Below are 18,788 nucleotides of genomic sequence, written 5' to 3' on the forward strand. Positions count from 1 at the left end.
ACAAGGGAAAAGGGACCGGTCTTCATTGCCCCTTGCTGCCGTCAGTCCGTGCAATTGATTTGGCTGAAGATGTCCATTGCCGCCTGCCGGGCCAGCGTATCCCGTTCGACATCGAGCGGCGCGAGCTTGACGCCGCCAAGGCCATCAACATAGACCGCCCCGCCGACGTCGTCATCGTAGGGCGAGCCGCCTTCATGGACGGCGTGATAATCATCCGCGGTCAGGTCGGTGCCTAGCAATTCAGCGAGATAGATCCACGTCCAGCAGCGAGACGAATCGCCGGCATCGTGGGTGTCGATCAACTCGCGCATGGCGTCCGTGTCTCCTGCTTGCGCTGCCAGAGTGAGCCACTTGCCTGCATCGCCTTTGCGCCCCAGGCGTTGGGCAAGGTCAGCCACCCAGGCCGGATCGGCATCGACGTCGGAATGTCCCTGCTCGAAGAATGCCGGATCACCGGACTGGTCCGCGAGGTCGAGCAACGCAAGGGGCTCGCCGAGGCGGGCTGCCTCAAGGAGATGGTGTGCATGCTTCGCGGTTCGGGCAAGATGCGCTGCGTGCGCCTCGGCCCATTCCTTGGGCACTCCGGTCAGCACCTGCCCTTGCTGTGCCCGGGCATACCAGTACGCGCTCCCGGCCTCGTGCGAATTTTCGTTGTGGTTCGGGTCATGGATCAGCGCTAAGGCGTAGTGTGCCAGCCCAATGCCTTTGTCTGCGGCGGCTTCCAAGCCCTCGAGCAGGATGGGATTGACCAAGTCGCGCGGAGCCGTCCAGCGACCCTGCGGCAACCCATCCCAGGTATTTTCATCGTTGCCGTCATCGGGATCATCATCCAAATCGACGAATACATCCCGTAATTTGCCGACCAACTCGGCTAGGCCCAGCACTGTAATCCGCCTGCCAGGAAGGTGGCTAATGCGGAACCGGCCTGGTCCGCAATGGCGGGTGGGTAACCGAGGTCGAGGTAGCGCTGGCGGACAGCCGCACTACTGGGCAACGTCCCGCCGCTGCCATGCGGCCGTTGCGCGAAGACGGCGTGGGTATTCAGCGCCGCGTAGGATTGGAAGCCGAACGAGGCGGCAATCAGTTCATAGAGGTGAGTCCGCTTGAAAGACTGGCCGGTGGCGGCTTGGAGATGCTGCTGGGCAGCGTAGGCGACGGCCTTGAGAGTCATGATCAACCTTTCTTTAACGTCGCGCCAGTATCAGGGCAAGCGCACACGTTTAAGACCCCCGTGACGCGGATCAAAGAGAAGTGGTCAATGACAGAAAATCGAAATGCCTATTTTTACTCGTGTGCAAGTAGGGTGGGCACCGTGCCGAATTCTAGCTTGCACGTATGGTTCTGTCCATGCACCCTTCCAGTAAGAAGGTGTCGAATGCGAAGTTGCTTATGAACAACATGCTGTATGCGATAAAATCGGAGTGGAATGCTGGAAAGAGTTTCGAACCGCCCCCGTCTAAATTTAGGAACAGGCACGTGTGCGTTGACTGTCTTCCCAGCTGCTGATGAAGAACTGGAGAAGCGCCAATGCAAATTAATTTTGTCTCACTATTTGACGCCGTTAGGGCGATCGCCCCCAGGATCGAAGTTTCGCAAGGCGAAGTGGACCTCTATGCAGATCTGCCTGGTGAAGACGACTCCTTTGGACGGCTACTTGCCCAAGCGTCGTTACGTCAATTCTTTCAGAAGTCAAGAGCAGCCTTCAGACTCTTGAATTGCCTTTTTAATACGCCGGCTGCAATTCGGTGGTTCGACATCGCCCTAACGGGATTCCCGCTGCAATCGGAGGACGCGCGGAAGGAAGGACGGGACGAATTGGTGCGCTGGACCAAACAAGAGCAAGAGTTCCAGGCGAACGTCGATCGCATGCGCCGTCTTTCCCCACGCTGGCGCGATGCCACTCCCGATACCACAAACGAAAAGTCGCTCAGCCTCAATCCGCCAAAGAGCCCCCGCTCCTGTTCCATTGGATTCGACCGGATCGAGTTGATCCGAATCCTGGACCAAAATACCATTCCTCACAACCTTGGCGAGCTCCCGCCTTTTATCAACGAGCATATCGACGACAGCATCGCCGTGCCGCTAGTCGCAGCAGATACTCCAACAGCGGCCGAACCCTCAGCCTCAACGCAAAAGAAGCGTCGGCAGTTCAGAGGCCCTCTGGCAGAAGTCTTGAAAATGGCGCAGGAAGCTGCCAAAGATCCCGACGACCCTCAGTCCGTCTGGATAGCACTTGTGAATATTGCCCGCCGCAAGGACCGTCCCCTTCCAATCCTTGGGTATGTGGATAACGAAAACGTAGTTCAGTGGGAGGATGAAGGCGCGAAGGCGGACGAAGAGAAAGTACGGTACTTCGGCAGAAGCGACATGACGCGGCGCTTTCGGCAATCGTAAAACGGGACTGCCATGGATCACCAATCCATAAATCACCATAACTATCCATAAATTGCCATAACAAACAACGGTAAATTCTGTGCCATTAGCCTTGCTTCCAGCGATTCGCATTGCATTGCTGTGAGCGAGGTAGACAGGCGTTGACCAACTCCCAGCCAATGCGGGGCGCGAAACCCCTTTTTTAATTAGCTTGGAGTTGAACATGAATTTCACTGGCAGTACTCCTCCACACACGTCCATCGGACGTCACCTCACCACTGAGGAACTTGCGCATTTCCTCTCGCTGAAGTCCCAGTCCATCCGCAAGCGCTATTCCCTGACCGGCAGCTACCACGGTGTGCGCCCGATTAAGCTGCCGAACCGCCGCCTGCTCTGGCCGGCGGATTCGCTGGAGCAGCTTGCTAAGGAGGGCCAACAATGAACGCCTTTCATAGTCAGGAGCACGCTGACGGCAAAAAGTTCGCCAGCGGCGCCGAAGATCTGCTGACTGCACTCGATGCGTTGCATCCCGCAGAGCAGCAACAGAAACATGATCTCTTTGCCAAGGCCTACCCGGGAATCATGCGGGCCATCGCCCGCAAAGTCCCGCAGAAGGACATCCTCGCCGCGCTGAGCCGCAGCGGCTTGAAGCTGCACCCGGTGCGCTACCGGGAGATGCTCGCGGAAGAACACAAGCACCGCGGTGAGAACGGCGAGCGCGTCTGCTGTGAAGCCTGCGGGGCCGCGCTGACTCCCGGCGAGCAGCCGACGCCGGCAAGCTCGGCCGAGGGCAATCCACCGGGCAACGGCACCACGATGAGTCAGGCTCTGGGCACGCTGAAAGGGGACAAATAATGAATGCAATTGTTACGCCCCCGTATCCGCTGGGTGCCTTCCACTTGATCATCCGAAATGCATTGGAAGAAGTATGCCGGCACGTGCAGGCACCGGATGCACTGGTCGGCATGGCATTTCTTACCACCCTGTCGGTGTCGTGCCAAGGACTGATCGATGTCCGCCTGCCGAGCGGTCAAGTGCGCCCTGTTTCGCTTAATATCAAGACGGTAGCGGACTCAGGCGAACGCAAGTCCGCAGTCGACAGCCTCGCTTCAGCACCGATCTATGCTTACGACGAGGCGCGCGCGAAGAAATACGAAGCCGACCTCGCAGAATACTACGTCGAGCTGCGATTCTGGAGGGCGGTGGACGCCGGCATCCGCCACCAGGTCACAAAGAGGACACAGAAAGGCGAGCCGGTGGATGACCTGCACCGACAACTGTCCGAGCACGCGGCAAAAGCACCGCGCAAGCCCCGCCTGCGTCGGATTATGCGCCACAACGCGACGGAGCGGTCCATCATGGAGGCGCTCGAAGGCGATGGCGAGTCAATCGCGTTCATGAGTGACGAAGGCGAAGTCATCCTGAAGGGTGGAGCAATGAATCAAACTGGCCTACGCAACAAGGGCTGGGACGGCGCACGACTGCTGGCATTCGACCGTGCCGATGCAGAAAGCATCATCGCGCGCAACCCGCGGGTGACGGTCGCATTCATGGTCCAGCAGGCGGTGCTCCGGGCGTTCGTCGAGCGCCATGGGGACGTGGCCCGCGGATCCGGCCACTGGGCAAGGTATCTCGTCGGCTGGCCATCTTCGACGCAGGGCATGCGCTTCATGTCGTATGCCGACCCCGTGTGGGTGCATCTTCCGGCATTCCATGCACGCGTGACCGAGATGCTCGAAGAGTACGGTCGCAGTATCGACGCGGGCAAAGTGGAGCGGACAGTCGTGGAATTCTCCGACGAGGCGAAGGCGCGCTGGATTGACATGGTCAACACGACGGAATCGATGGTGCAGCCCTGGGGCTACCTGAACGACATCAAGGACTTCGCCTCGAAGGCGATGGAGATCGTCGCGCGCGTCGCCGCCCTGCTCCACTGGTTTACGCAACAGGAAGGAAAGCTCTCGCTCGACACACTTAACCGCGCGCTGACGATTGTGGAATGGCATATCCACGAATTCAAGCGGATCTTTTCCCCACAATGCGCGATACCGCAGGTTCAGGTCGACGCGCAGGCACTGGAGCACTATCTTTATACGCATTATTGGTGCAACCACTTTACGATCGCACCGAAGAACGACGCGCTGAAGAATGGCCCAGTCCGGCCGAGTCAACGGTTTGAGACTGCACTCGAGTATCTCCGTGCGCTGGGTCGCGTCTGGATCACCGCGGATAACAAGCGCAAGCGGTACATTAATCTCCATGCGCAGCACTTCGGCAGCATGCCTGGTGCAATTCAAGTCGTGTAAGGGCAACCTGTATTAGATGCGGAACCGGCGGGAGCGATGACGCGTTGCTCCCGTATTATTTTTCAACGACGGGCGGCAAGCAAGAGAAATCAAAGACGGGCAACCAAGATGCAACTGCAGGGCAAGAGGATTCCGTCCTCAGGCAGCCATCAGCCCGGCCTAGGCCATCTTGCAGCCCATGTCGCGATTACCCTAGCATGCCGATGCGCTTCCTGTCAGCCAGGCACGGCGTCTCTGCAGTTCCCGCAGACAATCCTGCCGGAAACACGATAGTTTGCTCAAAAATCTTTCTAGGCCCGTCAATCTTGATGCGATTCATGCGACTAATCGCATGAATCGCCTTTCTCTGGCCTCGTTGTCCATCATTTTATTCCCCGAGACGTGACTGGACTCGCCCGAAGCGGGGACAGGGATCAGACAAACATGAGGCAATGATGGCAGGGAAAATTAGTGCGCAACCAAGAATGAGTATCCAGGCCAAAGTTTCTTCCTGCAACCGCCCCCCCGCTAGGCCGATTCCCATCGTAGACGGGAAAGAACGGTCCCCGTCGACAGGCGACCTTTGTCCACCGCGTTGTCGACACCGGCTCGCTTCAAATCGGCGTCAGCCTGACCTTCCTTTCATCCAGCATGTACTTACAGGGCCCCGTGTCGCCCTTCGTTGACACCGCCTCGCTATCATTCTTGGCTTTGTCGTGCTGCGACGTATCGCTCCTTGTCCGCGGGCGACATGTTCCTGATACGCGCCGGGCCTAGGTGCTGCTCCGGCATTCGGTTGATACTCTGCTGCTTGAGCGTGCGATGGTCGACGCGGGCGGCGTGCCCGTGCTTGGCCAGCGCGACGTTCTGTAGTTCAGCACACTTCCTGCGTGTCTCGATGACTTCATTCCGCAAGACCAACGAGTTCTTTCCACCACTATCCTTCCTGCATCCACCAAGATCGGGATGCTTTCCGTTATACCGGCTGAACGTTTGTTCAGGCGATCGTTCTATCCCATCCTGCATCCGGTCCGCATACATCAGGTGCAGGTGCGTATTGGAAGCGCCTCCAAGCGCGGAACTGGGCGCATGTATGGCGAACTGGAACGGCTTGTCGCCCACGAGCGCTGCAATAAGCTCGTCAACCAGTTCTTTCTGCTGATCGCGCGTGAGTTCGTCCGGAAGTGCAATTTCGTGTTCACGGTAGACCGCGCCATTGGCGCGCTCATGCCTGTCTGCTGTTTTCCAAAAAGAGGACGGAGCGTTCTCCGCCCACTTCGGCATGTTGCCGTAACCTGTGCAGACCAGGTCTTCTCGCTGGCTGTGCTTGCCCTGCCGGGCGATATAGGCCGCGTGGTCAGCAGCTGTTCCTTTCTTGCCGCTCTTGATACGATGATGGAAACTCGCCATGGTGCACTACCCTTTCTCTACGGTGCATAAAAAGTGCCAGTGAAACTAGTTTCACTGGCCATGGAAGAGACGTGTAATTCCGAGATTGCGTTGGCCGGAACAAGAAACGGTAAGTGCGCATTCCTTATTCTCCCCTTCTCTACAACTCTCAATCAATTACAAGGACATCTCTCCCACATAGCATGCGTAACGCAGTAAAAAAATATATCGATAACAGTAGACGAGGGGCAGTGCATACGGGAGAACGGCTTCAGGATCGAATTGCAGAGCGCTACGACCAGGTGGCGAAGTACGGTGTCATCCACCAAACAAGAGCTCCGATGCACTTGTTTCTGTACTCCGGCCGATTGCAAGAAATCTCAGCCCTATATTCTTGTAACGAGGCAGGGTAACGGCTGATTCCGCAGCCACGGAAATCTTTACTGGGCTTGAACGAGACTGAATTTCCTACGAAACGACGCCGCTTCGCTTTCTTCACGGCGATGCTTCCGCTTCGCCTCCATGTTAAGCACCTTGTGGCGCCTTTCGAAGGTGAGCACTTTCACCTTCCTACCCTTTCTTCACCTTCCCAGGACGCACGGATTCCTGCTGCGACCTCGTTCGCACCGGGGGCTGCCGTGTGCAACATAATTGTTAGGAGATTTTTTATGACACACCTGGTTGAAACCATGGCGTATGTCGGCGCCACACCATGGCATGGCTTGGGGAATGCGCTTCTTGCCGGTCAATCCATCGATCTCTGGGCCAGGCAAGCCGGCATGGATTGGGAAATCCACGAAGCACCGGTGCAGTTCATGATCGACAACACTGACCGCGTGGACACTGCTGCATCCTTTTCGGGGTACAAGGTCCTATACCGTTCCGACACGCACGCGCCGCTGTCGGTGGTCAGCCAGCGCTTCCAGGTCGTGCAGCCACGTGACATCCTGGAGTTCTACCGGGACCTGACAGAGCTGTCCGGCTTCGAGTTGGAAACGGCGGGAGTGCTGAAGGGCGGCCGCAAGATGTGGGCCTTGGCAAAAACGGGACAGTCGGCCGCATTGAAGGGCAACGACGTGACGAAGGGATACGTGTTGCTGGCCACCGCCTGCGATGGCACGCTGGCGACCACCGCGCAGTTCACGTCAATCCGGGTGGTGTGCAACAACACCCTGGCCATCGCCCTGGCAGGCAACCCCGGTGCCGTGAAAGTGCCCCACAGCACAGCCTTCGATCCACAAGCGGTCAAGCAGCAACTCGGCATCTCCGTTTCTGCCTGGGATACTTTCATGTACCGGATGAGGCAACTCAGCGAACGGCCGGTGACGTCGAAGGAAGCCATAAGTTACTTCGTGCGCGTCTTTACCTGTCCGTACGAAACTGCGAAGCGTCACGTGACCCAACGCAGCCTGTTGCAAGCCATGACCTTGTTTGACGCAGAGAACCGTGGAGCGCAACTGGCATCGGCAAAAGGCACGGCATATGGCTTGCTCAATGCCGTGACCACGTATGTCGACCATGAGCGGCGGGCAAAGAGTACCGACCATCGGCTGGACTCGGCGTGGTTCGGCCAGGGGGCGCGCCTGAAGCAAAGAGCCCTCGACCACGCGCTGCTGCTGGTCTCCTGAAAACTCTATTCCCTGTATCCAGGCCCGGACGAGCTGATCGCTTGCCGGGCCTTTTTCATTTTTGAGGAGCAAGACATGTCTTATGCCTGGAGTAAACTGCGGTTGGCTGTGCGCTGCCTTGCAGATGCCGGATCCCCACGGGAACGGCTGGCGTTGGCGATTGCAGAGCACCTGGTCTGCCTGCGGCCGAAGGACTTGCCGTCGGCTTGGCGCGCTGAATTCGCGTCGGTGATCAATCGCCTCTGCCTTCGCCGCGTAGTGGAGCAGGATGCCTCGGTCCAGCGGATGGTCGAGGTGCTTGACGATGCCGAAGTCGGTGCCATGATTGCTTCCATCCTCCGCCTCTACGATGCGGTGACGCGATATCAGCCGATGCAATCGACGATCGAAATACCGGAATCAGCCACCACTCCGCCCCCACCGTATAAAAACTCTATGGTGGCCTCTAGTAAAAAAATACTGGACTAGCCCATGATCTGTCAGTGGGAGGGGTCCGCACTGGCCACCCGGTAAAACGAGGCGAAAAATGGGGGCGGAGCCCTGTGTGTGTTATTACTCTTATTCTTAGGGAGGTATGGAATACCTCCCTCACTTCAGGAGTTGAAGCATAGCTTCATTAGACAACACGAGAGACGAAAACGAGAGAAAGATGACAAAGAAGAGTAGCCAGGAAACATTTAACCGCAGACTCCGTGTCGATAGCTGACTAAATTGGGTAGCAGCCCCTTAATCAATCCAGTATCTCAACCTGTCTTGCGCATTCCCCGTCGTGGTTCGTACCCAGACGAACCTGACGTTGTCCCCTATCTTCAAGAAAGAGAAAGCCAGGTACTATGTCTGAAAAACACTCAAAGGATGGTCTCCCGGTTACCGGATTTATCCGATTAGCCCAATTGGTCCCACACATTATCCCGATAGGCCGCTCAACACTGTGGCTGAAGGTGAAAACCGGGGAGTTTCCACAACCTGTCAAATTATCCGCGCGTATCACGGCTTGGCGCGTAGAAGATGTTCGGGCGTGGATGGATTCGCGTAAATCACACTCTGAAGGGTGACTTTGGCAAGAATTGATAGCATTGGTGCAGCGCAGTAAAATTCAGTAAGTGGCTAATGCACTAAGGAACGTGTTTGACATGAACTTCCCGGCAGGCAAACTTACTGCCCCGTTTTGCCAAGTTCTCAAAGCACTTACCCGTACTGGTGGATCCAGTTTTCCATAAACTTCGACAGAAAGGTGAAAAGACAACTTGTATAACGTCCATATAAAACTGATGAATAGAAAGTTGTGCGCCCACACCTAAGTGGCGGCAGTGAAATTGGTGCGCGGAGTACACTTGACGAGTTTATCCAGGCGATCGGATCCACAGCTTGAAATTGATTTTTCGACAGTCCCTTTTCTCTCTTGGGAACTTTTATTCGTGAAATATCGGATGCGAGCCCACTCCAGAAAGTAATACCGGCGTAGTTTCCAAGCTGCTAAAGCAAAGACGTAGCAATTCAGGGCATAGAGAATGAGGCAAATTGCCGCCGGCAGGCCGGACCAAAGCGGTAGGGCTGCAATGAAATCGCTGTCTAGTCGTAGATAACCGGCTTACATTCACAGAGACTGCACGGATGGTAACCGCTGCGTCAAAAGCGATCATATATGCCACAAGATGAGATAGTAAAGTATGCGTTGGGCGTACCGGCAATACTGACGGTACAGCATCTAGTCCCGTTGTCCAAACACTGGGATTCACCTACGAGTCGGTCTTAATCCCCGCTATAAAGAGGGTACTATGGCTGAGCCATGCGAGATCAACGCGCACGACTTGGGCTGAAGAATTTCAGCTGTAACATTGTTTCTGAGCACTGTAATCGCACGGGCTGGATTCAGTGATGATTATCCCAATTATCGGCCTTACTTTGCCGGCCGGGACAAACAGTTAACCATTAGCAAAAAGTACATCATGAAAGCACGCAGTGAAGACCAAGCGTTTTCTTCCGCAGAGAAAGTGGCGGCAGTTGCCACAAAAATTGTGTTTCTTCTAGACAAGGTCCACGAGGCGCTCAGACAGCTCTCGTCAAATAACGTAACAAGCCCCCTTATTACTCCATATGCGCTCTTAACCGAAGAATACGCCCTAAGATTTCGAGCGAATATTCTGAGAACGGATGCCGCAAGGTTTGTGATGTCAGATTTTGAAAAATCGCACGACGAGCTGATGAACTCTCTATCGGCGATTGAAGCGAAACTGAACAAGGTCACTAATCCCGACGATTTATCTGATCTCCTAAATAGTTTGATGCTATTTTCAAATTCCATTATCTCCAAGAAAAAGCAAATCATTTCTCTGCTATTTGAGAACTTGGTTGATGCGACAGCTCATTAACGTTGCGCTGTTCCTTAACGATTCAGGATAATGAAGCAAGACGAGCCAACATTACGTTCTTGGATCAAGAGGTCGTTGATAGTCACTTCTGATGATTTGGTTACGCAGTGCGGTGCAGGACATGTCCATGCGCCTTAAAAAGTGAGGTGGCGCTTTACATCCCGACGCAAGTTGACCTGTTTGACGCATGAGTGGAACTTGGGGCCCAAGCTGCCTGCCCTAGGGACTTTACTGAAAGAAAAGGCTTGAGGATTCGCGGTTTATAACAATACTGCGGTAGGATTGCAGAGGAGTGTGTGAGGCATGCTGCGCAGCTTCTTTTACTTCAAGATAACAGGCGACGAAATCAGTTTAGCCGCCCTTGGCCTGTTCTCCTCTTGCCACAAAATCCACCCGACCTGAAAGAAAACGACGAAGTCAGGTGGAAGGCCATCCTACAATGCGCAGTAGACCTTTGCTTCAGCCTACGGTGGCAGGTCAGCAAGCTGAGCGTCATTCAGTTCAGGAATGATAGTTCGCATCGTCTTCCTCAACCACCGCCATCGCCTGTAAATTCAAAGTCACTGTGCGTCGACCGATGGTCTCAAACTCGATTGACATGACACGTGTCGATCCTGTTATTTCCATCGATTCGATCTGACCAAAGCCATAATGCTGATGCTTCACCCTGGTGCCTGTGATGAAGGCAAGCGAAGGGTCAGCACGTTCATCAGTGGCTACATCGCGCCAATTGCCATCGAACATGAATGACGTAACTTGTGCTGCAGGATTGCGGATCGCATGAACGCGTGTGTGTTCTGGATCCGAAGCAAATTCAACCACATACAACCAGTAACGCTCACCGTACTCTTGGGCGTTGCTGAACTGGAGCCTCGACAGACCAACACCGGTCTGATTCCACTCCCCGTTGACACCTTTCACCTCAATGAACCGGTCTTCACCTGTCAATGGATTGCGGCTGATGATGTCATAACCAGGGTGCGTTTGGGCCATCTGCTCAGCAACACGACCTCGTGCCTTTTCATAGGTGCAGACAGCGGCGCGGGCCACCGCTTCAACAGCCAAATTGTGCTCCGAGCGGTTATCTTGTTCGTCAGCATGCGCAGCTTCTTCTCGCTTCTTCCGCACGTAGGAGAGCAGTCGCCGGTCCCACTGCTCTTTATACTTTGGGCGTGGCTTCTTCATGCGCTCTTCGCTCGCCAAAGTGCCCGTATTGTCACTGTGCCTTAAAGGTTGGCTATTTTCTACAGCCTGTTTCTCTTGCGTGCCCGCAGATTTTGTCTCAAGTCTTTTCTGATCTGAGGAAGCATTATTCTTAGTACTAACTGGAGCCTCACCAGGCGGTCGACTCGTGTTATGACGGTCCGATGAATGGTGTTGGCCGCTTTGCCCTTCGTCTAGCGTGCTCTCCGATTCGTTCTCGGGCTGGTGGGCTGAGTCGGTCGTGCTCCCTAGGTCATCGATACTCGAAGAGGTCAAATCACCTGTCTGTCCGTATTCGCTTTCGGTATCCATATAGGGAATGCCTGCCTCGGTCAGCTCGCGGTGAGCCTCTTCGATTGGCATACTCATCAGTGGGCGAAGCATGAGCGTCAGTTTCGAGATCTCGCTTCCTGGTTCCTCTGGCATCAATTGGTGAAAGATGGCATTTAAGACATGCGGCCAGCTCCGCTCGCTCACGGGACGCGCAAGGATCAATTGATGTTTACCGATATCGTAGAAGGCGTGAGCTGTCGTAGGTGGCGCCGATACACGGTCCCCACCGACGTGCACAGACGCTTGAATCCGCAACAGCTCGTAGCTGGTGGCCTCCAGTGCCGAAAGAGCCTTGCGGACCTTTCGTCTGACCATGGTCGGTTTGTCGTGGAGCAGTCGGGCAAGGATATCGATCCTTTCCATTAGCTTCTCGGCGATCTGCGGCTCTTCAGACCTGATGCCATCGACGAACTCGAGCGCAACTTCGGCACACTCGCTGAGGCGCCTAACGCCTAATTTTTCGATGAACGGCCAGAGTTCTGGAGCAGGTTTGCACAGCGCACTGTCGAGCTCGCCATTGAAAAATCCTACGTGCCATTCACTATCTTGGAGGAGTACTTCGTCCAGATGCGTCGGCTGTCCCAGGAGATTCAATATCGATGGAGCCTCCTGCAATTTTCGAATGTCAATAGCATGAATTTGCTCGTGGTCGTCTGCAATAGATGAGCCGATCAAGCAGGCGTCATAGACAGATCGATCCGATCCAGTAACGCGCTTGGACTGTTCGAAGTGTTCCCCAGCGATATCCAACAGGATATCAATGAAGTCTCGACCCTCGGGAGCGTTCTTCACACCAATTGCGGAGAACAGCGGTTTAAACCCTTCTAGATTCCCAGGAATGGTGAAGGCGTATCGACCAAGCTGCTGTGGCGACCAGTAAACCTGATTTGGCCGTACGAAAGTCTTCTGGCTCTCGGCGTAAATACATCTCGAGCCCGCCAATGTCGAGATCAGCGGATCGCCCCGCTGAGCCCGCTCATTCAGAACCTGATAGGTCGATACATGGGGTTGGACGCCCGTCTTGACACAGTACTGCAGATGGTCGATCACCAACTGCGTTTCCGGGTTGATGGTGACGCCGAGATCCTCCAATAGCTCCGTTTTCAAGCGTGCCGTGTTCCTGAAATCGAGGATGTTCGCCTGTGAACGGAATGCCTCCGCGCGATAGGGCGCATAGAGTGAATCCGCCGAGTGCCAGTTCTCCGCATCGCCTTCGGCTGGGAAGCACACCGCCCCTCGGAGTTCGGCGATAGCATCCTGAAAGAACGTCCTTTCCTTCCATTCCTCGTAGTGGTCGCAAAGGACATAGAAAGCCTCACTGCTTGCACGCTTTGCCTCGTCTGTCGGTAAATACTTTTCTGCGATGAAGAGCATCCGGTCCACCAGATGTCTCGCGATGGGCGAGCGACGAATCCCGAGGCTGTCGATGAAGGTGTGGACCGAACGGGCGCTCGGCATTCGACTGGCGTCCAGCCAAAGGTGCGTTGCGTCGCCGAGAACCTTCACCAAGTCCTCTGTACGTCTATAGGTATTGTTGGGGCTCGACCACCGTCCATCTTGCGTCGGTACGATGGGGAGTGCTCCTAACAGTCGTCGGATATCTTCATCGTTCACGAGCGCTGGGTGATTGGAAAGTTCACCGATGAGTCGGGCGTACTTTTTCTCATTCAGAGGTCCGGCTTCAGTGAAGAACCTCGGCAGCACGTTCTGTACGAACGTCTCGATCGTCTGAGTGTGAACACCAAGCTTGCTCACCATGAATTCTCGGACTGAATCGGTCAGGATGGACGTGTCTAGGAGATCGGCCAATCCGGTAGGATCGCTGAAGTTGCCAGGAATAAAAGCTTGGTTTGCTTTGATCAAACCTTCACTGGAGAGCCAGATCGGCAGGTTCCGAAGCGCTTGATACACCGCCTTTTCGACATTACCTTGGCGATCCAGCTCCGCGAACATGGCATACAGGTCGCGTAATTCGTGCTTTTCCACACCGATGATGTTTTCGATGCGCTCGGTGGTGCACATCGTGTTGATGTGATTGACGACGGCACCGAGTTCGAGTGGTTGGATCAGCCGCGCAATCTTTGGGAATCCCAGCATGTGCTGCGCCGCAATCGCCAGCCTTGGCACCAATGAAGCGACTTGACCAGCATCCAACGAGGCAGGCGACGCGAAGGACTCGTTGATCGTAACGACGTACCGATCCTCCGTGAGGATGAAGGGGATGGCCAGCAATCGCCGAATGGCCGCCTTTGCTCCTGCGTTCGGAGCAACCGCTTCCGGAAGCAAATCATTGACCATGCCCCAAAGTGGCTGGTAGAAGCTCTCGAGCTTTTCCTCTTCGACTTGCTGCGCTCCAGGAGCCTGTTGCGCCATGGCTTGCTCAAGCAGTGTTACCAACCGCTCAAATGTCAATAACGGCGCCCCCAGTTGGTTAATGGCCGTTCGGAACTGGCGTAACTCTTCAACGACAACACTTCCTCCCATTTCTTGCAGGGCCTTCACCTGGAATGGAGTCAGCGCCTTGTCTGGGAAAAAGACAGCGCTAGGGCATTGTAAACTTCCGTCCTGAGCAAGAGCAATCCGTGCTTGAGAGGCGCTCACCACCAAGCGTTCCCAGAAGCGCTTAAAACAAGCCGGGTGGTTCAATGGCTTCGAAAGGTCAAACGCACGCCCTAAGATCTGCCAGAGCTGCACGCTGCCGAGTATTTGCAACAAGCCCTCCGGGTCTCGCGAAAGTTCAGCGGCAGCGACGTCGATGAGCATTTCGTTCCACGCCTGCTCGTGCTGGTGGCCAGCAAAGATAACCGCTTTCCGATCGGATTCGGGAAAGAAGTCAGCATTGATATGGATCGGCAGCCCAGTCGACTGCTCCGTGGGCAGGAACGCGTAAAGTACCCCCTCAGTGAGAGGCATAGGGTCGATCCGCAGCCCGATACTGATCTTGGTCCCACGACCAAGCGACTCAAGACGAGGATGAGTAGCATACAATTGCGCGGCAGACTCCGCAGCATCAGCTCGCAAGATGTGCCAATGCTCGACCTCGCCGCTTGGTCGAAAACTGACGATCAAGTCGGATCCATCGCCGCGGTCTAGATCACATGCTAAGAGCAGCTCACCGTTTCGCCGAACTTCCGCCTTCTCGACGTGACGCAGGAACAGCAGGCTCTTTCGAAGGACCTTTTGAAAGTCCTCCGTGAGCTGATCGATATGAACGGCGCTGATGTGCGACGTCCCAAGTGCAAGCCGAGCTTCGGTATTAGGGTCGTTTGCCCAAGGCAAGAAGAAAGTGGTGCCGTTAGATTGATCAATTTGCTCGATGAACCATTGCCCTACTTCCGGGTGGAGTGTCAGCTTAACGCCAGAGGACCGGATCTCCGGATGGTCGGTAACTTGATACGTTGAAACGAAACCAATCCCGAAACGTCCGATGTTCTCCCCGCGAGAGAGCTTTCCTCCACTTCCTACGTCCGCAATGCGGTGGTAGTCACAGCTATAGTTGTGGCTGGTGAGGAAGCCACATGGGCGGGTGTGCAGGTCGCCGCAGTAGGTAAACGTGGCGCTGTTAGTGACAAACAGGCCGCGGTCGGTGATGTCGAAAACGATTGATTCTGCTTTGGCGTCATCCGCGTTCTGGATGAGTTCAAGGGCCATCACGTCGTAGCCTTGCAGTGCAGCGAGATGGCTTTTGATGTTTCCGAGTAGGTTTGCGGTGTACGAACCACTTCTGCGGAATGGGGTTTTCTCATCCATTGTAGTTATAAGCCTTATCCCTGTCGAACTGCTTCAAACGAAGCACTTGATCTACGACATAAATTCGCTATCCATCTACTCTACTTGGGCGCTATTCCTAAACCGTGATGCGGTTCAAACCGATGGAGCCATAACGAACATCACCTACTCAGATGTTGAGTCGTTATCATCGCATGTTGTCGGCAATAAGTGGAAACGGTGTATCTGCTTGGATCAGCCTAACCAGTTCGCATGAAGTGCTTGTTGGCGGTAGAGGTATCCTTGCCTTGCCCCCATAGCGTATCCATTGGGTTAAGTTCCGGTGCAGGGTCATCATGTCCGAAGATTGGTCACGCATTGCGCTTGCGGGACATGTTCATGCAGCCTCGCGATCAAAAACAAGATAGTTTGTCGCTTGAATGCTAGTCGAGAAGTTTTTTTAGAGCCGGAAAATATTTCGACAGAGATTCCTCCTCCATCGCGTCGATTTTCTGGCGCAACCAAAGCTTCTTTGCCTGAGTTCCAATGGGTTCACGGACCAAAAATAACGGATCAACCGCAAGATTAACTGAGGCATCCAGACCGAAGAAACGCAACAAACCTTCACTATGTTTGGCGGAGGGTCTTTGCTCGCCCCCCTTCCATTTATAGACAGTAATCGGTGTCACGCTTAGGTAAGCCGCAAGGCGTGATTTTCCTCCGTGCTCCAGCGAATTTAGGAGAAACTTAAGATTTTCCAGAAAGATATCTACTCCTTCCAGAAGATCTCCAAACACGATTTGTTCGGAATCGACCTGAGCGGCCGTCGCGATCAACTGCAGTTCGCGATCAGAGACTTGCTTGCCTCCAGACAATATCTGCCGGGCCCGATCCACCCCGCATTCACACCAATTTGCTAGATGGTTTTCCCACTGGTCGGGCACGACATTATCCCTCCACAGTAGGCATGCAAGGTTTCTCGGAATGTTTGCAAGTTGGGACATATCGCGCACGTTGCCATAAGCTAACAATTTCGTCAAAAGTATTCTGCAATCAGCACGTATTTTCTGGATTTCTTCTATACTGCTTATGGCGATTTCATTCCTTTTTTGGTTTATAACGGCATATTTGTGACAAGCTTTCTTCCTCGTGGCCTTACTCCGCCGCAGCAGCAGATCATGGACATGGGGCTATTGGACTCAGGGTTCAATTGTGTATTACAAATGAGCACTGGGAGCGGTAAGACATGGCTGGCCGACCGCACCATCGAGAAGACGCTAAATGACGGGCGGCGAGCGATCTACGTGTGTCCAACGCGCGCTCTTGCTGCAGAGCGATATGAACACTGGCATGAGCGGAGCCATGGGTACCAGGTTGGCATTTTTACCGGTGATTTTGGGAAGTCCGGATCTGCTTATCCGGTCAGCTTTTCAGAAGCGCACCTCCTACTTATGACACCGGAACGGCTCGACAGCTGTACTCGGAACTGGCGTAGCCATTGGGATTGGATTCCAGAAACTGACCTCGTCGTCATCGACGAATTCCATCTTATTGGCGATGGATATCGCGGTGCTCGCCTGGAAGGCGCGCTCATGCGACTCCGACGACTAAACCCATTTCTCCGTATCGTGGCGCTGTCCGCCACATTTGGGAATCGCGAGGAACTTGCCGAGTGGCTTGACGGCGTCGATTACGTCGCCAATTGGCGACCAGTACCTCTCACATGGAAATACGTTCACTACAAGCGCGCCGAAGAAAAGCCCGATTTACTGGTCCAAGAGGTTCACCAAACAACGCGTCACGGCGGAAAGAGCCTCGTCTTTGCCCAAAGCCGGCGACGCGCTGAAGCTCTGGCAGGTCATCTTAAATTGAACGGATTTCGAGCAAGTCATCATCATGCAGGATTGGAATATGACACGCGACGAAAGATAGAGCACCAATTCCGGGGGACAGACATCGACATTGTTGTCGCGACATCGACGCTGGAGGTCGGCCTGAATATGCCGGTAAGGCAAGTCGTGCTTTACGATGTTCAGCAGTTTGATGGATCAGATTTCGTACCATTATCCAAGACCAAAGTATGGCAAAGGGTGGGGCGAGCAGGACGCTTTGGCTTAGATACTAGAGGAGAAGCGGTTCTCTTCACGCCTTCGTGGGGAGGCAAAGGCACGGACTATGAACAACAAAGCTTTGAGCCATGCCAATCTTCATTGGCAAATCCTCGAGCGCTTGCCGAACAGATTGTCGCTGAGCTTGCGAGCGGACTTTCCCGCACAAGAACTGAACTGCGACGCACATTGAGCGAATCGCTAGCGTCCTTCCAAAATCGCTTAGCCAATGTAGAGTCGCTTTTGGACGACATGCTCAAAGGTGGGTTACTCACTGAGCACGACCGGACTAATCAGAATGAAAAGGAATTTCGGCTAAAGCTAACCAAAATTGGCCGGATCGCTTCGCGCCATATGCTTTCACCGCAAACGGTTCTGATGTTTCGAACGCTACTGGGCCGCTGTGAATCGCCGACCTTCTTCGACCTCCTGATCATAGCTTGCGTGTCCGATGATTGCGATCCAGTTCTTCCGGTTTCCTTTGAGGAAATTCCCTCACTTTCGGACCAATTGGCTTGCGAGAGGTCTTCATTACTGAACCGCGGTCCTCATGAACTCCCGGTCTTGTGCGGTATCTCGCCTCGCCGCTTTTTGGCAGCACTGAAGATGGCGCTCGCGGTTCGTGGATATACTCGTTGCGGTGAATGTGAAGACGTGGCGGAAGGGCTGGACTGTTATCCACTGGAGATTAAACGGGTCTGTGAATCGGTAGAACGACTCCTAACCGCGATGGCTTCGATCGCTGAACTGACCATCACGACCTCTAACGAGATCGATGTATTCACGAGCCCTGCGGAAGTGCCCAAAAAGATTAGGTTACTGACCCAAATGGTCGGGGCTGGCTTGAACGAAGAAGAAATTAGCCTGACTTTTGTACCGGGGATTGGTACCACATGGGCTAAACGGCTTGTCGGCGTAGGGGTCAGGCATGTTGAGGACTTGGCGCAATGCCGCGAAGACGATCTCATTGCACTTGGTGGTATTTCCAGGAATCGGGCAAAGCAGTGGGTCGAACAGGCAGCCCACTTAATGGCATCGGACGACATATATCTGCTGCGTGACGTTGGAGAAAAAATTGGCCAACGCATGTGTGATTGGCCAAGTGAAATTGATCCCTACCGGTTGAGGCGCGCGCGCTCGCTTGCTGTGAGACGAGCGGAACACCGAGAGTTTGTTGTTACAGGCGGCTCTGATCCACATAAAGTGGTTAGAGGCGCGGGGAACATTTACGAATGCGATTGCATTGACTTTGCAAAGGGATATCGCTGCAAACATCTTCTTGCCGTGCAGTCGCATGTAGGTGATAAGGAGGTTATGCGCGCATCATCGCTGATGTCGGACAGCAGCCAATCGCCGACGATCGATCTTTTCCAATTGTGGATGTCATAA

General features: G+C 54.4%; 14 protein-coding genes. 9 read left to right on the forward strand and 5 right to left on the reverse strand.

The window, feature by feature from the left end; all coding sequences use genetic code 11:
* Positions 1-41: 41 nt before the first annotated feature.
* Positions 42-884, reverse strand: coding sequence for a hypothetical protein (locus tag HGHM_RS20390; RefSeq protein ID WP_218918028.1), 843 nt, complete (start codon positions 882-884; stop codon positions 42-44).
* A complete protein-coding gene (locus HGHM_RS23580; protein ID WP_218918029.1) occupies positions 872-1,171 on the reverse strand; it encodes a hypothetical protein in 300 nt (99 codons plus the stop codon). Before HGHM_RS23580 ends, HGHM_RS20390 begins: the two co-directional genes overlap by 13 nt.
* Before the next feature lie 356 nt (positions 1,172-1,527).
* Between HGHM_RS23580 and HGHM_RS02225 the strand changes: the two genes are divergently transcribed.
* From HGHM_RS02225 to HGHM_RS02240, 4 genes are all read left to right on the forward strand, one after another.
* Complete coding sequence (locus HGHM_RS02225; protein ID WP_019139871.1) at positions 1,528-2,394, forward strand: hypothetical protein; 867 nt, start codon at positions 1,528-1,530, stop codon at positions 2,392-2,394.
* A gap of 202 nt (positions 2,395-2,596) precedes the next feature.
* Positions 2,597-2,815 (forward strand): hypothetical protein, encoded by a 219-nt coding sequence (locus HGHM_RS02230; protein WP_019139872.1) that lies wholly within the window; start codon positions 2,597-2,599, stop codon positions 2,813-2,815.
* On the forward strand, positions 2,812-3,228 hold the full coding sequence (locus tag HGHM_RS20395) for a hypothetical protein (RefSeq protein ID WP_019139873.1): 417 nt from the start codon (positions 2,812-2,814) through the stop codon (positions 3,226-3,228). Before HGHM_RS02230 ends, HGHM_RS20395 begins: the two co-directional genes overlap by 4 nt.
* On the forward strand, positions 3,228-4,679 hold the full coding sequence (locus HGHM_RS02240; RefSeq protein ID WP_019139874.1) for a YfjI family protein: 1,452 nt from the start codon (positions 3,228-3,230) through the stop codon (positions 4,677-4,679). Before HGHM_RS20395 ends, HGHM_RS02240 begins: the two co-directional genes overlap by 1 nt.
* 678 nt (positions 4,680-5,357) lie before the next feature.
* Here the strand turns inward: HGHM_RS02240 and HGHM_RS02250 are convergent.
* Entirely contained in the window at positions 5,358-6,068 is a 711-nt protein-coding gene (locus HGHM_RS02250; RefSeq protein WP_019139876.1) for a MobA/MobL family protein, read from the reverse strand.
* Between the two features lie 647 nt (positions 6,069-6,715).
* Between HGHM_RS02250 and HGHM_RS02255 the strand changes: the two genes are divergently transcribed.
* The 4 genes from HGHM_RS02255 to HGHM_RS20400 all read left to right on the forward strand — a co-directional run bounded on the left by HGHM_RS02255 (position 6,716) and on the right by HGHM_RS20400 (position 10,047).
* Complete coding sequence (locus HGHM_RS02255; RefSeq protein ID WP_019139877.1) at positions 6,716-7,675, forward strand: DUF932 domain-containing protein; 960 nt, start codon at positions 6,716-6,718, stop codon at positions 7,673-7,675.
* A gap of 75 nt (positions 7,676-7,750) precedes the next feature.
* Entirely contained in the window at positions 7,751-8,143 is a 393-nt protein-coding gene (locus HGHM_RS02260; RefSeq protein ID WP_019139878.1) for a hypothetical protein, read from the forward strand.
* A gap of 365 nt (positions 8,144-8,508) precedes the next feature.
* Positions 8,509-8,730 (forward strand): helix-turn-helix transcriptional regulator, encoded by a 222-nt coding sequence (locus HGHM_RS22540; protein ID WP_075111677.1) that lies wholly within the window; start codon positions 8,509-8,511, stop codon positions 8,728-8,730.
* Between the two features lie 894 nt (positions 8,731-9,624).
* Positions 9,625-10,047, forward strand: a complete 423-nt coding sequence (locus tag HGHM_RS20400) for a hypothetical protein (RefSeq protein WP_019139879.1) — start codon at positions 9,625-9,627, stop codon at positions 10,045-10,047.
* Positions 10,048-10,548: 501 nt separating this feature from the next.
* Here HGHM_RS20400 and HGHM_RS02270 read toward each other — a convergent pair.
* On the reverse strand, positions 10,549-15,333 hold the full coding sequence (locus HGHM_RS02270) for a DUF3883 domain-containing protein (RefSeq protein ID WP_019139880.1): 4,785 nt from the start codon (positions 15,331-15,333) through the stop codon (positions 10,549-10,551).
* A gap of 401 nt (positions 15,334-15,734) precedes the next feature.
* Positions 15,735-16,331: a helix-turn-helix domain-containing protein gene (locus tag HGHM_RS02275; protein WP_148415300.1), complete on the reverse strand. Its 597-nt coding sequence runs from the start codon at positions 16,329-16,331 to the stop codon at positions 15,735-15,737.
* Between the two features lie 90 nt (positions 16,332-16,421).
* Between HGHM_RS02275 and HGHM_RS02280 the strand changes: the two genes are divergently transcribed.
* Complete coding sequence (locus HGHM_RS02280; RefSeq protein WP_281004493.1) at positions 16,422-18,788, forward strand: DEAD/DEAH box helicase; 2,367 nt, start codon at positions 16,422-16,424, stop codon at positions 18,786-18,788.

The organism is Noviherbaspirillum massiliense JC206, assembly GCF_000312045.1.
Taxonomy (GTDB): Bacteria; Pseudomonadota; Gammaproteobacteria; order Burkholderiales; family Burkholderiaceae_D; genus Noviherbaspirillum; species Noviherbaspirillum massiliense.